Genomic DNA, 14,269 nt, shown 5'->3' with positions numbered 1-14,269 from the left:
AGTCAAATAACATTTAGGAAAAGGGTAATCAAATGAGCGCATCATTGAGTGAAGAAGAACAACTTGAGGGTTTAAAGTCTTTCACTAAGAAATATGGTTCGGCCATTATTAGTGGGATTTTAATTGCGTTGATTGCCTTTTTCGGTTGGGAATATTGGCAAAAGAAAAACCTTGCAGAATCGCAAATGCAAACTGCAAAAGTCCAGCAATTGATGGATGATGCGCGTAATGTGCAAGGAAATCCGAATGCGATGACTGAGTTGACTGAAGCTGCGGATAAAATTGTGAAAGATGATCCTGATTCAGCACAGGCAATTCAGACTCAATTTGTGATGGCGAAGTTGGCTTATGATCATGGTGACTACGCAGGTGCAGAGAAAGCCTTGAAAAAGGTGGAAAACTCTAAAGTCAAAGATAATGGTTTAACGCAAATCGTGAAACTACGTTTGGCTTATGCACAGTTGGCGCAAAATAAATATGATGATGCACTCAAATCTTTAGCTCTGGTTACCGATCCTGCATTCAAAGCAACGGCTGATGAAGTGCGTGGTGATGTATATGTCGCTAAGAATGATGTGGAAAATGCGAAAAAAGCGTATCGAAGTGCATGGGATACGTTAATTGAGCGTAAACAAGAGCGTCAAATTTTACAAATTAAACTCGAAAGTGTTGGCGTTTTAGTAGATGATCCTGAAATTGAACGCCCAATTTTAGAAACACAAGTGGATGAGTCTTAATGGATAGAAAATATAAAATACCGTTTGCACTAACAATTTTGACGCTGGCTTTAGTCGGTTGTTCGAGTAACAAAATTAAAGTTGAAGATGCCAAACCAAGTCCATTACCTAAGCTTGAACAATCGAAAAGTTTAGCACCTGTTTTTTCTGAAAGTGTTTCTTCGACTTCAGAGGCAGATCCACTACGGTTACAATTGGATATCGATAATGGGGTAATTTTTGTTGCCAGCCCCAAAGGTGAAGTCACGGCATATCGTGGTAAAGATAAAGTTTGGAGCAAAAAAGTCTCTAAACAAGGCTTAAGCTCAGGTGTAGAAGCCAAAGATGGTTTGGTTATTGTTGGAAACCAGAAAGGTCAATTGTTTGCATTAAACCAAGCAACAGGCGAACAAAAGTGGACTGCTCAATTAACAGGAGCCATTCTGGCACCTTCTTTGGTGCAATCTGGTCGTGTGGTGACTGTCAGCAATGATGGTACGGTTTACGCGCATGATTTAGAGTCTGGGCAGCAAGTCTGGAGTTATGATTTACCAAGCGTACAATTTAGCTTACGTGGCACTTCAACGCCTGTAGCGTTGGATGCACGTACTGTATTGGTATCTTCAGCAAATGCTTATGTTTATGCGTTAGATGTACTTAGTGGTGTACCTCGTATGCAGCGTCGTGTTGCAGTCAGCGATGGTCGTTCTGACATTCAGCGTTTAAATGATGTTGATGGTGACCCAGTGGTGGTCGGTCAGCTTTTAGTGACCACCAGTTTTCAGGGGCAAGTGACCGCAACAGACTTGGCTTCACAACAAGTGATTTGGAGTGAAGATGCCAGCAGTACCAAACGTCCAGAAGTTGCAGACAATAAAGTCTTTGTTGCCCAAGCCAATGGCAAGCTAGTCGCCTATGATCTGGCGACAGGTCAGCAATTGTGGCAAAATGAGCAACTTTTAAACCGAGAGCTGAGTAATCCAGTGCTCTTTGGTCAAGACTTGGTTGTTGGCGATTTAGACGGTGTGTTACATCTGATTGATCCGAATTCAGGTCAGTTAATTGGTCGCGCCAAAACCAGTGGTGCTGTACGTACATTGCGTGTAATTGAAGGTCAACTCACAGTCGCGACACGTAAGGGTACATTTAGCGTTTGGCAGAATCGTTAATTTTCGTCTGCCTTATGTTAAACTAAGCCAAATCCGTATTTTTAAACACGGGGTATTTGAGAAGTTTCAATGCCCCGTGTTTTATTTAGTATTATTCTTAAATATCTTCCATTTTTCTGATGTTCAGACCAGTCGAACTGGCTGATCTTGAATAAAGGTTAAACTATGAAACCCGTAATTGCGCTCATTGGTCGTCCGAACGTCGGAAAATCAACTCTATTTAACCAAATTACCAAAAGTCGTGATGCTTTGGTCGCTGACTTTGCGGGTCTGACACGCGACCGTAAATATGGTGATGCTGTTTATCAAAATAAATCTTTCATTGTGGTCGATACAGGCGGTATTGGCGAAAATGAAGGTGGCATTGACTCTTACATGGCAGAGCAGTCTAAAACTGCGATTCATGAAGCGGATATCATTGTATTTGTGGTAGATGCGCGTGCGGGTCTATTGGCTTCTGATGAACAAATTGCCCGTGAACTCCGTACGTTAGGTAAAAAAGTTTACCTTGTCGCAAATAAGGTCGATGGCGTACATGCTGAAGCCGCGCTCGTCGAATTTTATAAGCTCGGTATGGGTGAGCCACTACAAGTGGCGGCAAGTCATGGTCGTGGCGTACAGCAAATGCTGGAAGACGTGTTGAAGGATGTGCCTGAAGATGAGAATCCAGAAGAGCATGACAAAAACACGGGCTTGCGTTTAGCGATTATTGGTCGTCCGAACGTCGGTAAGTCAACGCTAGTGAACCGTTTATTGGGTGAAGAGCGCGTAGTCGCGTTTGACCAGCCAGGTACAACCCGTGACTCCATTTATATTCCCTTCGAGCGCGATGGTCGTCAATATACGCTGATTGATACTGCGGGTGTACGTCGTAAAGGTAAGGTCGATGAAATGATCGAGAAATTCTCGATTGTAAAAACTTTACAAGCCATGAAAGATGCACATGTGGTTGTCGTGGTGGTGGATGCTCGTGAAGGCATTGTAGAGCAAGACTTACACTTGATTGGTTATGCCTTAGAAGCTGGGCGTGCCATGGTAATTGCGATCAATAAATGGGACAACATGTCTGAGTATGATCGTAAGCAATGTAAGCTAGATGTTGAACGTCGTTTTGATTTTATTCCTTGGGCAAAAATTCACTTAATTTCTGCACTGCATGGTACGGGCGTAGGGGAAATGTACCCATCGATCCACCGTGCTTATGAATCTTCACATTTGAAAGTTTCACCAGCCAAAATCACGCAAATTTTGAGTGATGCTGTGGATGCACATCAACCCCCAATGGTGGGTGGTCGTCGTATTAAAATGCGTTATGCGCATATGGGTGGGCAAAATCCACCGACGATTGTGATTCATGGTAACAAAGTTGATAAGACCCCAGCAGATTACCGTCGTTACTTGGAAAATGTGTTCCGTCGTGTGTATAAACTGGAAGGTACGCCTGTGCGTATTGAGTTTAAAACCTCTGAAAACCCATTTGAAGGGCGTAAGTCACAAGTGGATGAGCGTACTGCTGCACGTAAACGCCGTTATGTTCAGAAGTTCAAAAAAGCTGAGAAAAAATTTAAACGTTAATTTTTAGTTCGTTTAAAAGATGAGAAAGCCCAAAGATGACTTTGGGCTTTTTCTTTTATGTACAGTTTCTTTTAGAATGAGGAGGTATATAAAAAGGAGATATGCGTGACGAAACTGATTCATATAGATGTCAGCCGCTTAGAGCAGATGATTCATTTGCCTGCGGATTTAGACCGTAAAGCCAAAATACAGCAACAAAAACAGGCGATCTATCAATTTCGGAATCAGTTGCTCTCGCAACATATGCAACGCGAGATTCAAAATACAGATCTTTCTAAGACTGAATATGGCAAGCCATATTTAGAACAATTTCCGCAAGTCACATTTAATCATAGTCATAGCCATAAACACTATGCTTTAGCCTACAGCGATACGGTTAAACAGGTCGGTATAGATATTGAGGATTTGGACCGGAAGGTTCGATTTGAAGCCTTGGCACAACATGCATTTCACCCTGATGAACTTCGGCATTGGGCTGAAATGGAATATTCAGAAGAATTTTGGTTTAGGGTTTGGACCACCAAAGAAGCGGTATTAAAAGCTTCGGGCTTGGGGATTCGGTTGAGTTTGAATGAGTTGAATACACGCGTGCATCCAATCCAGCATGGCGGGATGTGTCAGCACGAGATGCTAGGAAGCTTTGCTTATCAGAACTATCATTTAGGTCAAACGATGCTGACAGTGGCTTGGCAGGCAGAACCGTCGTGTCGAGGCTTCCAGTGGCCACAGATTCAACTGATTCAGCATTAAAAAAGCCCATCCGAGGATGAGCTTAGGTGTGAGTCTGTTGTTTAGGGATTAAGGAATTTCTTCCTCATCAAACTCAGGTTTGACTTGAACAATAAAGTCTTGACGGTTTAGACCACGCCATAGAGCAAATGCAGTACCAATATAAATTGAAGAATATGTCCCGACAAATACACCAATAAACATTGCTACCGAGAACCACTTCAGCCCATCACCACCTAAAATCATCATTGCGACGACGACCAGTAATAGAGTCATAGAGGTATGGATGGTACGACGTAAGGTTTCAGTCAAGGCAATATTGACGATTTCCAGTGGCTCTGCACCGCGAATCTTACGGAAGTTTTCACGAATACGGTCTGACACCACGATGTTATCGTTGAGTGAGAAACCGATAAGTGCCAATACAGCCGCCAACACGGTTAAGTCAAATGGCCACTGCATCATGGCGAAAATACCAATGGTCACCACTACATCATGGAACAAAGACAGTACCGCACCCATCGCCAGCTTGATCTCAAAGCGAATGGTGACGTAAATCAGCATCAGGATGAGAGCAAGTGCCACAGCACCCGCAGAACGCAGATACAGCTCGTTTCCGACCTGTCCACCCACCACATCGACCTTGTGTACCGTTACGGTATTATTCGGCAACTGAGCCGCTTTGGTGATTGCATTATTCAGGTCGTCTACCGCCAGTTCTTGCGGAGGCATACGCACCAGAAGGTCTTTGTTGCTGCCTAGCGTCTGCACAACAGCATCTTGGAAACCTGCTTGTTCCAAAGCTTGCACCACAGCAGCCTGATTGGCTGGCTGTGTATAGTTCAACTCGGCAGAAATACCACCTGTAAAGTCCAAACCTAAGTTCAGACCACGGGTCACAATAAAGAAAATACTGGCAATGGTCAGAATGATGGAGAAAATTGCCGCTGGTTTGGCAATTTTCATAAAGTGAATTACTTTTTCATCATCCGGGCGACCATATTGTTTTGAATTGGGTTGAGTCATGTCAGTCATCATCGATCTCCTTAAATGCTCAACTTTTTCAAGTCGCGTTTTTTGCCATAAATGAGCTGGACAATTGCACGAGTTACTGTAATGGCAGTAAACATCGAGCAGATAATACCGATCATCAAGGTCACAGCGAAGCCTTTAATTGGACCTGTACCGATAGCAAAGAGAATGAAAGCAACCAAGAAGGTGGTCAAGTTCGAGTCCAAAATGGTGTTATAGGCTCGGTCATAACCCGCAATAATGGCTTGCTTTGGAGAAGCCCCCCATTTGATTTCCTCTCGTATTCGCTCACAGATCAGAACGTTGGCATCGACTGCCATACCAATGGTGATTACGATACCCGCAATACCTGGCAAGGTCAGGGAAGCTCCAATCCAAGACATGACGGTTAAAATCATGGCTAAGTTGAATACTAGGGCAAAATTCGCGATTAAGCCGAACAGACGGAAGAACACCACCATCCAGATCGCTACCAGTAAGAAGCCGATTTGTGTGGATAACACGCCTTTATCAATATTTTCTTGACCAAGGCTAGGACCAACCACGCGTTCTTCAACAAAGTACATTGGCGCTGCTAATGCACCCGCACGTAACATGAGGGCAAGTTCAGACGCTTCTTGTGGTGAATCTAGGCCCGTGATACGGAACTGAGAACCCAACACGGCTTGAATGGTCGCCGCATTAATGACCACAGATTCTGTATAGGGTGTACGGACTTCCGTTTGAGCCCCAGTTTTAGGGTCTGCGACATAGCTGATCTTTTGTTTATTTTCAATAAACAACACCGCCATACGTTTGCCCACAGAATTACGCGTAGCGTCTGCCATGAGCTTACCACCCGCGCTGTCGAGGGTAATATTAACTTCTGCACCGCCAGTGTCCTGACTAAAGCCAGAAGAAGCATTTTGAACGCGTTCACCCGTCAAAATACGGTTGCGGTTAAGTAATAACTCACGACCACTATCAAGTGACTGATAAGCAAATACTTCTGTACCTGGAGGGAGTGGTTGATCATTATATTTACCCGTATATGGATCAATATATTGATCATTCTGGTCTGAAACCAGACGGAACTCTAAGTTCGCAGTACGGCCCAAAACACGTTTTGCTTCGGCTGTATCTTGTACACCTGGGAGTTCAACCACAATACGGTTGCTACCTTGGGTTTGTACCAGCGCTTCTGCAACCCCTAACTCATTAATACGGTTACGCAGGGTGGTTAAGTTCTGGTTGACCGCATAAGATTGAATTTCTTGCTTACGCGCATCGGTATAGGTCAAACGCAAGCTAGAGCCTGTATCTGAAGCAACGGCTTGCTGAGTAAATTCAGTATTATTGCTACGCAAGAAATCCATGACTGCATCACGATCAGTATTGTTCGCAAATTGCAAAGTAATGGTATTGTTATTCAATGAAAGACTATTGAATTTCAATTTATTGTCACGCAATTGGCGACGTAAATCGGTTGCAGAGGTTTCCATGCGTTGGCTGATGGCTTTGTCCATATCCACTTCAAGTAAGAAGTGAACACCACCACGCAAGTCCAAACCAAGCTTCATTGGTTTCGCACCAATTTTTTGCAACCATTCTGGTGTGGTTGGTGCAAGGTTCAGTGCAACAACGTAGTTATCTCCAAGACCACGGCGTAATGCATCTTTGGCTTTTAACTGGGCTTCAGATGAATCTAGACGGAGCAATGCAGCGTTATTGGTAAAGCTATTGTCATGCGTTGCAATATTTTCGCTTTTTAAAATTAGCTCTGCTTTTTGTATGATGCTTTGGTCAATTTGAGTACCAGCTTTGGCACCTGAAATTTGAACAGCAGGTTCATCAGGATACAAACTTGGCAGGGCATATAATGTACTGACCACGAGAACCACGAGAATCAGTAGATATTTCCATGCTGGGTAACGCATTTGTTTTCTTCTTAAAATGAAAAAGTCGTGCGGGTGCACGACTATTTTTGATTAAAGGTTATTTAATGTGCCTTCAGGAAGAACTGAAATCACACTTGCGCGTTGAATTTTTACTTCTACACCTCGGTTTAATTCAACCACTGCAAAATCACCTTCAATTTTGGTAATTTTACCCATCAAACCACCAGCAAAAACAACTTCACTTCCAACACCTAAGCTTTCGACTAAAGAACGGTGTTCTTTAGCACGCTTAGATTGCGGACGCCAAATCAAGAAATAGAAAATTGCGACAAAAACCGCAATCATAAGTAAGTTCGTTACGAGGCTTGGTTGCTGTGCAGCTTCACCTGCTGCGTGAGCAGTAGAAATAAAAAGGCTCATTTCAATTTCCTAAACAATAAACTGGTATCAATTTGATAATAAATAGACTTGCTCTGCAATTTACCTTGTCTTTTTCTTCAGCGCAAATGCTGAAAGAATTAATCTTGCGGACAAGGAGGTACTTCTAAACCACGACGTTGATAAAAGTCTTCAACAAAGGCATCAAATGTCCCGTTATCAAGTGCATCACGGATGTCTTGAGTGAAGCGTTGGTAATAACGTAAGTTGTGGATAGTCCCCAACATTGATCCGAGCATTTCGCCACATTTTTCTAAATGGAACAAATAAGCGCGGGTAAAGTTGGTACAGGTGTAGCAATCACAGTGTGGGTCAAGCGGTTGTTGGTCATGACGGTATTTACTGTTACGGATACGGACTAAACCATCCGTCACAAAGTAATGACCATTTCGTGCATTTCGGGTTGGCATTACGCAGTCAAACATATCTACGCCACGACGAATACCTTCAACAATGTCTTCTGGCTTACCCACGCCCATTAAATAACGAGGTTTATCCGCAGGCATTTTGTTTGGAAGATAATCCAAAACCTTGATCATTTCTTCTTTTGGTTCTCCGACAGAAAGACCACCAATGGCATAACCATCAAAACCAATCTCAAGTAAACCCGTTAAAGATTCTTCACGAAGGTCTTCATACATCCCCCCTTGAATAATGCCAAATAAAGCATTGCTATTGTTTAATTCATCGTGGTGATGGGTTTTACAACGCTTTGCCCAACGCAATGAAAGCTGCAATGACTTTTGCGCTTCTTCATGCGTCGCAGGATAAGGGGTGCATTCATCAAAAATCATGACAATGTCAGAATTTAAAGTTTTTTGAATTTCCATCGAAACTTCAGGAGACAAGAAAACTTTAGAACCATCAATCGGAGAACGGAAAGTCACACCTTCTTCTTTGATTTTACGCATTGCACCAAGACTAAAGACTTGGAAGCCACCTGAGTCGGTTAATATAGGTTTGTCCCATTTCATGAACTTGTGTAAGCCACCATGTGCTTCAATGACATCTAAGCCTGGACGTAAGTACAGGTGAAAAGTATTACCTAAAATAATTTGTGCTTGAATGTCTTCAATATCACGTGGCAACATACCTTTAACTGTGCCATAAGTACCAACAGGCATAAATACAGGTGTTTCAACAACACCATGTTCAAGCGTTAAGCGACCACGGCGGGCACGCCCTGATTGCGCAAGTTTTTCAAACTTCATACAAATTCCAAATCAAGGCGAAAAAACAGTTCGCTGATTGTTCGAGCTAAAAAGAGAGCTATTTTCCTCGATTCTGTACTTAAACACCAGTTTTGTGATGTGTTGAACTGTTAATTCTGATTCATGAATTACAAAAAATGAGAGAAAAGCATGTGGGATTGGAAGTTTGTATTATTTTTGCTTGTGTAATGATTTGTTTCTATTTTACCTAAAAATAGTGATTAAATTGTAAGTGAAATTGGTATCTACTAATTCTTTACGTTGACTGTGTGTTCCTGGGGTGGGTAATGAGTGAATTAAAAGAATGGGAATTTTATAAAACATTGCTAGAAACGACCAATGCGATTCCTTGGCAAATTAATTGGGATACCAAAGAGTTTAGTTATATTGGACCGCAAATTGAAAGCTTATTGGGGTGGCCACAAGACAGTTGGAAATCTGCGCAAGACTGGATTGACCGCATGCATCCAGATGACCGAGATAAGACGGTCGGTATGTGTATTCAACTCTCTGATGATGGTACCGATCATGAGGCAGATTATCGCGCGTTAACCCAAGATGGCGGATACGTCTGGATCCGTGATGTTGTGCATGTGATTCGTGAAAATGATAAAACCATTGCCATTATTGGCTTCATGTTTGATATTTCAGAACGCAAAAGTATGGAATTGGAACTTGAGGAGTTGAATAAAAAGAACCAAGCGTTATTACTGCAAGATCCTTTGACGCAGGTGGCAAATCGAAAAGCCTTGAATGAACGGATTGAGTTTGAGTTTAAGCGAGCAGAGCGCAATAAACGACCATTGTCGATACTGTTTATTGATATTGATCATTTTAAAAAATACAACGATGATTTTGGGCACTTGCAAGGCGATCAGTGTTTGATTGCAGTCGCACAGTTATTAAAAAATCAGTTTAGTCGAGCCTATGATTTTGTGGCGCGCTTTGGCGGGGAAGAGTTTGTGGTGATTTTGCCTGAAACCACACTTGAAGATGCAGTTTTATCGGCTGAACGTTTCCGTAAAGCGGTGGCTCATTTGGCTATACCGAGCCTGACGGCAAGTCAGCATGCGAATATCACAGTCAGCATTGGGGTAAATACGCATGGCTCAGGGCAAAACTATTTAAATGTGTCTAGCTTTTTACAATCGGCAGATCAATTGCTGTATCAGGCAAAAGCTGAAGGACGGAATCAGGTTCGTTTTCTGTCTTAATTTGAGTTTAAGCAGCATTGTGAAATTTATTCACCATGCTGTCTTTTTTGCTAAATCATTAGAAATTCGGACGATAATCAAAATTTTGCATAGCTGCCGTATCACGGAATGGTCGAATGGCTTTTTTGCCAATGGTCATGGTATTGATGACGTTGTTGGGAAAAATCTGAATTTGGTTGTTAAACAATTCAACATTGCGATTAAAAATCGTAATCGCAGCCCCTACATTTTCGTTTTGTTCTTCAATTTCATTCATCATTTTTAGATAAATTTCATTGGCTTTAAGCTCAGGGTAGTTTTCAACCACGACATTTAGGCTGTGCATGAGTTCTTTGTTTAAGTTCTCAATCCGTTGTAACTGAGATACATCGGCAGTGTTTGCATTCAAACTTAAAATGTTCTGACGCAATTCTGTCACTTTTTCTAAAGTGCCTTTTTCAAAACTTGAATATTGCTCTACCAAGGGTGCAAGCGCATCTAAAATTTTAATTTTTTGACGTTCATAGCTGGTAACATCTGACCAAGCACGAATAGTGGCATTATGATGGCGTACAATATTATTACGAATGAAAATAATGGCTACAATGGTGATAATAATTAGCAATAATAAAATAAAAAGTCCCATGTTGCCCCCTGTTTAATGGTTGTACAATTTTGTCGCTGTTATTTTAAAAGTTTCAATAAATCAGACTTTAAATGTTCTAGATAAGGTAGTTTAAATGTACGTAAGTGTCCACGTAAACTGGAAATATCTTGGATATTTTGAGCCTTGCTAGAAATTTTGAATAAATCATGTGGTCCTAGATAACACAGGACATCACTCTCGGGATGAAACAACAAATCTCCTGAACGGTACTCAAAAAAGTCCGATAGGCGAAGCACCATGGCGGGTGTCAGCATTTTTGCCATCTGCATTTCATCGGTGCCATAGAATTTGAGTCGCTGATTGGTCTGAATATCACTGGTATGCCATGCAAAAGAATAAGGATGACCAAACGATTTACTCGCAGTACTGATCGCTAAGCCTGGCAGGTCAACACCAAAGACAAATACGCCCCACAGATCACGATGTATTTCCTGAACCTTGACCTGATTGCCATCTTTATCAGTCATGCGGACTTCATTCACAAAGTGATATTGAAATACCAGTACTTGATGGTCCTTGTTTTCTTCATCTGTCCAAACAGTGCTTGCATATAATGGAAAATCATTAGAGACAGAGCCTTGCTCAAACACTGGAAACAGGCGTTTTAAGTGGGCAATAAATAAAACAGGATTGAGTGGAACGGAAATATGTTGTGGTTGGCGGTGGTAAGCCAACTGATATTTTTGTGCAATGGTTTGTTGTTCGAGATAATCAATTACTTCTTCAACGGGGTCGTCATCTTCATAACAAATATAGGCCCAAAATACCATCAACCCGCCACAGAACAGGCTAGCTTGCGCCCAAATACTACTGGGTTGAATCAAAATCGCAAGCATAAAAATACTGCCTGTAATTGCAAGCAACCACGGCAGAGTATTTTCAAACTTCAAGGTGACAGGAGCATTCCAAGGATGTAGACCATCTAAAATTTGTTGATGGCTTTGCGCCTGACGCCCAATGTCCCAAAGCCGAGCAATATTGTGGAAGACCACCTGATTCTTTTTACGGCGAATATGAATCGAATGTCGCACAGTATCAATCGGCATAAGAGCAGGAGGTCCTTGTTATTGTTATCTTGTAAAACAGTTATCCTGTAAAACGGTCAATCAGCATAGCATCGCCATAACTGAAGAAACGATATTCTGTAGCCACTGCATGTTGGTAGGCATTGAGAATATTGTCACGATTGGATAATGCAGAAACCAACATTAACAGCGTAGATTCAGGTAAGTGGAAATTGGTAATTAAACGATCTACCACTTTAAAATCATAGCCAGGGTAAATAAAAATTTGGGTATCACCGACCCAAGCATCGAGTGCACCGTTATGTGCTTGGGCAGCACTTTCCACAGCACGAGTTGCTGTTGTACCAACCGCAATGACTTTATTCCCTCGTGCTTTGGTTTCACGAATTAATTCAACAGTATGCGCTGGTACATCACACCATTCGCTGTGCATCACATGATTGGCAATATCATCGGTACGAACAGGCAGAAATGTTCCAGCACCCACATGTAAGGTCACGAAAGCTTTGTGAATTCCTTTGGCTTCGAGTTTTTCCAGTAAAGTTTGATCGAAGTGTAAACTTGCGGTGGGTGCGGCAACACTGGCTAATTTGCTTGGATCATTGAATACAGTTTGGTAGCGTTCAGTATCAATCGCTTCGGCTTCACGGTTGAAGTAGGGTGGAATGGGTAACTGACCGCAACGGTCCAAAACATCCAGAATCGGTTGTGAAAATTCGACAATAAATAAATTCTCATGGCGACCCTGTACCGTCACTTTAATCTCTTCTGCGCCGACAAACAGTTCTGCACCTGCTTTAGGTGAGTTACTGGCTTTAATGTGGCAATGTGCGATGTGTGCATCTTGCAAACGCTCGACCAAAACTTCCACGGCACCACCTGTTGCACGTTTACCTTTTAAACGAGCTTTCATCACTTTAGTGTCGTTTAAAATTAAGAGGTCGCCGTCATTCAGTAAATCCAGAATATCGGTAAACTGATGATCGTGATATTGACCTTGTGCATCTAAATGGAGCAAGCGTGATGAACTGCGGGTGTCTAATGGATATCGAGCAATAAGCTCATCAGGGAGATCAAAATTGAAGTCAGAAAGTTGCATGACACATTTCGCTAAAAAAACTGACGGTAGTATATGCTTTTTTTCATTTCTTAGTCGAAATTGGTTAAATAAGAGGCTAAAAAATCCATTCTGTTTTAAAATTAATCAATTGCAGTAATCTGGCGTTGACAAGTTTTTAAAACAGGTTAATATACGCATCAACACCTTCCCGAGGTGGTGAAATTGGTAGACGCGGCGGACTCAAAATCCGCTGTCAGAGATGACGTGTCGGTTCGAGTCCGACCCTCGGGACCATATATTGAAAAGCCCTCAAGCATATTAAGACTTGGGGGTTTTTTATTGCCTGAAATTTAGTGTTCTTCGCGGGAAAGTGCTTTTTAGATACATGTCTTCTGCTTTTGATTCTTTCAATAAGCCGCTATTTTATGATTATAGATAGCTTCATTTGGAAAAGAACAATGAATAAAAAAATCATTTGGACGGTGATTGGACTTATTTTTTGCACGTTAGCCTATTTCTATGTTTCTCCTTATATTGTGTTGAACAATATAAAAAACGCAGCGCAAGCAGGAGACAGTGAAAAAGTCTCTCAATATATTGATTATCCAAGCGTGCGACAAAGCCTGAAAGATCAGATCAATACAGATATGCTTCAAGACATGAGAGATGAGCAAGATCATTTCTCTGGTTGGGGACAAATGCTAGCTTCGACTTTGTTGGATAAAATCGTTGATGTCGTGGTGACACCAGAAGGAATGACGATGGTCTTGCAAGGGCAGGGCTTGAAAGAAGTTGATCAAGATAAAGTTAGTCAAGAAACTGCTGATGTCAAACGACAAGATAAGCCCGAATATAAAGCGGGCTATACCTCTTGGCAGAATTTTGAGGTACAAATTCAAGCTCCAGAGTCGTCTAAAGTGTTCAAAGTAATGATGGTGCGAGATGGTTTAAGTTGGAAAGTACACAAGATTATTGTTCCATTGCGGTGATCCAGTTTAGAGTCAGTCGGTCAATGTAAATACAGCAGGATTGTCATCATCTTGTAGAAATGATCTTGGCAATAGAGTTTGTGGTCGCGGCATGATTGGTAGGTCTAAGTGTATTTATTATTCAAGTTTCTTGCTCCAAAACTAGATTTGGAGTAACCAAAATTAAGTAAAGGTAAGCAACACTCAAGCAAAAATAATAGCAGATGGAATAGCAAAAACAGGCTTACCAAAATGGTATTAATGATGCTGATTCATGTCAGCAACTTGTCGAACAGAATTGGAATACAAGCGAAACAGGTCTATGTCAGTAAAATTCAAAATGTAATGTTTGAATAAAAATTATATAAAAATAAGTACTTGAATTTAAATTGTGTTCAAATTTAAGTGTTTTTTTATTTAATGGAATCAATTTGGTGAATGAGTAAAGTATTGGTTATGAGGTATTTATATTTTAAACTAGATAATTTTTAGGAAAGTTCATTTAATTTTAATATCTGTGTTTAAAAGAATAGTGATTTTTTCTAAGCTTTGTATTCAAAAAGTGAAATTTACTCTAATAATAATTTGATGAACATAATATAAATAAGC

13 protein-coding genes and 1 tRNA gene are annotated in these 14,269 nt (G+C 41.4%); 7 read left to right on the top strand and 7 right to left on the bottom strand.

Annotated features, from left to right (window positions below; all coding sequences use genetic code 11):
- The first annotated feature begins 32 nt into the window (after positions 1 to 32).
- The 4 genes from DCO44_RS07155 to DCO44_RS07140 all read left to right on the top strand — a co-directional run bounded on the left by DCO44_RS07155 (position 33) and on the right by DCO44_RS07140 (position 4,210).
- On the top strand, positions 33 to 737 hold the full coding sequence (locus DCO44_RS07155) for a YfgM family protein (protein ID WP_116760450.1): 705 nt from the start codon (positions 33 to 35) through the stop codon (positions 735 to 737).
- Complete coding sequence (gene bamB / locus DCO44_RS07150; protein WP_116760448.1) at positions 737 to 1,885, top strand: outer membrane protein assembly factor BamB; 1,149 nt, start codon at positions 737 to 739, stop codon at positions 1,883 to 1,885. The genes DCO44_RS07155 and bamB overlap by 1 nt, the downstream gene beginning before the upstream one ends.
- A 165-nt stretch (positions 1,886 to 2,050) precedes the next feature.
- Positions 2,051 to 3,460, top strand: coding sequence for a ribosome biogenesis GTPase Der (der, locus tag DCO44_RS07145; protein WP_116760446.1), 1,410 nt, complete (start codon positions 2,051 to 2,053; stop codon positions 3,458 to 3,460).
- Between the two features lie 105 nt (positions 3,461 to 3,565).
- Positions 3,566 to 4,210, top strand: coding sequence for a 4'-phosphopantetheinyl transferase family protein (locus DCO44_RS07140; protein WP_165815694.1), 645 nt, complete (start codon positions 3,566 to 3,568; stop codon positions 4,208 to 4,210).
- Between the two features lie 48 nt (positions 4,211 to 4,258).
- On the opposite strand, the gene secF is transcribed toward DCO44_RS07140, so the two are convergent.
- The 4 genes from secF to tgt form a co-directional block, all read right to left on the bottom strand.
- Positions 4,259 to 5,227 (bottom strand): protein translocase subunit SecF, encoded by a 969-nt coding sequence (gene secF / locus DCO44_RS07135; RefSeq protein ID WP_116760444.1) that lies wholly within the window; start codon positions 5,225 to 5,227, stop codon positions 4,259 to 4,261.
- An 8-nt stretch (positions 5,228 to 5,235) separates the two neighbouring features.
- Positions 5,236 to 7,137: a protein translocase subunit SecD gene (gene secD, locus DCO44_RS07130; RefSeq protein ID WP_116760442.1), complete on the bottom strand. Its 1,902-nt coding sequence runs from the start codon at positions 7,135 to 7,137 to the stop codon at positions 5,236 to 5,238.
- A 51-nt stretch (positions 7,138 to 7,188) separates the two neighbouring features.
- Complete coding sequence (yajC, locus tag DCO44_RS07125) at positions 7,189 to 7,518, bottom strand: preprotein translocase subunit YajC (RefSeq protein WP_016166200.1); 330 nt, start codon at positions 7,516 to 7,518, stop codon at positions 7,189 to 7,191.
- Positions 7,519 to 7,616: 98 nt separating this feature from the next.
- The gene (gene tgt, locus DCO44_RS07120) at positions 7,617 to 8,747 is read right to left on the bottom strand and encodes a tRNA guanosine(34) transglycosylase Tgt (RefSeq protein ID WP_116760440.1); all 1,131 of its coding nucleotides are present in this window, start codon (positions 8,745 to 8,747) and stop codon (positions 7,617 to 7,619) included.
- Positions 8,748 to 9,034: 287 nt separating this feature from the next.
- Between tgt and DCO44_RS07115 the strand changes: the two genes are divergently transcribed.
- Positions 9,035 to 9,961, top strand: a complete 927-nt coding sequence (locus DCO44_RS07115) for a sensor domain-containing diguanylate cyclase (RefSeq protein WP_116760438.1) — start codon at positions 9,035 to 9,037, stop codon at positions 9,959 to 9,961.
- A gap of 58 nt (positions 9,962 to 10,019) precedes the next feature.
- Here DCO44_RS07115 and DCO44_RS07110 read toward each other — a convergent pair whose 3' ends face one another.
- Genes DCO44_RS07110 through queA form a run of 3 tightly spaced genes read right to left on the bottom strand, consistent with a single transcriptional unit; the run spans position 10,020 to position 12,731 of the window.
- Positions 10,020 to 10,586 (bottom strand): LemA family protein, encoded by a 567-nt coding sequence (locus DCO44_RS07110; RefSeq protein WP_116760436.1) that lies wholly within the window; start codon positions 10,584 to 10,586, stop codon positions 10,020 to 10,022.
- A 38-nt stretch (positions 10,587 to 10,624) separates the two neighbouring features.
- The gene (locus tag DCO44_RS07105) at positions 10,625 to 11,653 is read right to left on the bottom strand and encodes a hypothetical protein (RefSeq protein WP_116760433.1); all 1,029 of its coding nucleotides are present in this window, start codon (positions 11,651 to 11,653) and stop codon (positions 10,625 to 10,627) included.
- 40 nt (positions 11,654 to 11,693) lie between these two features.
- A complete protein-coding gene (gene queA / locus DCO44_RS07100) occupies positions 11,694 to 12,731 on the bottom strand; it encodes a tRNA preQ1(34) S-adenosylmethionine ribosyltransferase-isomerase QueA (protein ID WP_116760431.1) in 1,038 nt (345 codons plus the stop codon).
- Positions 12,732 to 12,899: 168 nt separating this feature from the next.
- Here queA and DCO44_RS07095 point away from each other — a divergent pair.
- Together DCO44_RS07095 and DCO44_RS07090 are read left to right on the top strand one after the other, a co-directional pair.
- Positions 12,900 to 12,986: transfer RNA gene (locus tag DCO44_RS07095), tRNA-Leu, on the top strand.
- Positions 12,987 to 13,150: 164 nt separating this feature from the next.
- Complete coding sequence (locus DCO44_RS07090; protein WP_116760429.1) at positions 13,151 to 13,681, top strand: DUF2939 domain-containing protein; 531 nt, start codon at positions 13,151 to 13,153, stop codon at positions 13,679 to 13,681.
- Positions 13,682 to 14,269 lie beyond the last annotated feature (588 nt).

Source organism: Acinetobacter sp. AM (assembly GCF_003105055.1).
Taxonomy (GTDB): Bacteria; Pseudomonadota; Gammaproteobacteria; order Pseudomonadales; family Moraxellaceae; genus Acinetobacter; species Acinetobacter tibetensis.
This window is presented reverse-complemented; position numbering and strand designations above follow the sequence as displayed.

Excerpts from the sequence above, each read along its gene's own strand:
- DCO44_RS07110 (WP_116760436.1), bottom strand. The coding sequence starts at position 10,586 with ATGGGACTTTTTATTTTATTATTGCTAATTATTATCACCATTGTAGCC.
- bamB (WP_116760448.1), top strand. The coding sequence starts at position 737 with ATGGATAGAAAATATAAAATACCGTTTGCACTAACAATTTTGACGCTG.
- DCO44_RS07105 (WP_116760433.1), bottom strand. The coding sequence starts at position 11,653 with ATGCCGATTGATACTGTGCGACATTCGATTCATATTCGCCGTAAAAAG.
- secD (WP_116760442.1), bottom strand. The coding sequence starts at position 7,137 with ATGCGTTACCCAGCATGGAAATATCTACTGATTCTCGTGGTTCTCGTG.
- secF (WP_116760444.1), bottom strand. The coding sequence starts at position 5,227 with ATGATGACTGACATGACTCAACCCAATTCAAAACAATATGGTCGCCCG.
- queA (WP_116760431.1), bottom strand. The coding sequence starts at position 12,731 with ATGCAACTTTCTGACTTCAATTTTGATCTCCCTGATGAGCTTATTGCT.
- yajC (WP_016166200.1), bottom strand. The coding sequence starts at position 7,518 with ATGAGCCTTTTTATTTCTACTGCTCACGCAGCAGGTGAAGCTGCACAG.
- DCO44_RS07155 (WP_116760450.1), top strand. The coding sequence starts at position 33 with ATGAGCGCATCATTGAGTGAAGAAGAACAACTTGAGGGTTTAAAGTCT.
- DCO44_RS07090 (WP_116760429.1), top strand. The coding sequence starts at position 13,151 with ATGAATAAAAAAATCATTTGGACGGTGATTGGACTTATTTTTTGCACG.
- tgt (WP_116760440.1), bottom strand. The coding sequence starts at position 8,747 with ATGAAGTTTGAAAAACTTGCGCAATCAGGGCGTGCCCGCCGTGGTCGC.
- der (WP_116760446.1), top strand. The coding sequence starts at position 2,051 with ATGAAACCCGTAATTGCGCTCATTGGTCGTCCGAACGTCGGAAAATCA.
- DCO44_RS07115 (WP_116760438.1), top strand. The coding sequence starts at position 9,035 with ATGAGTGAATTAAAAGAATGGGAATTTTATAAAACATTGCTAGAAACG.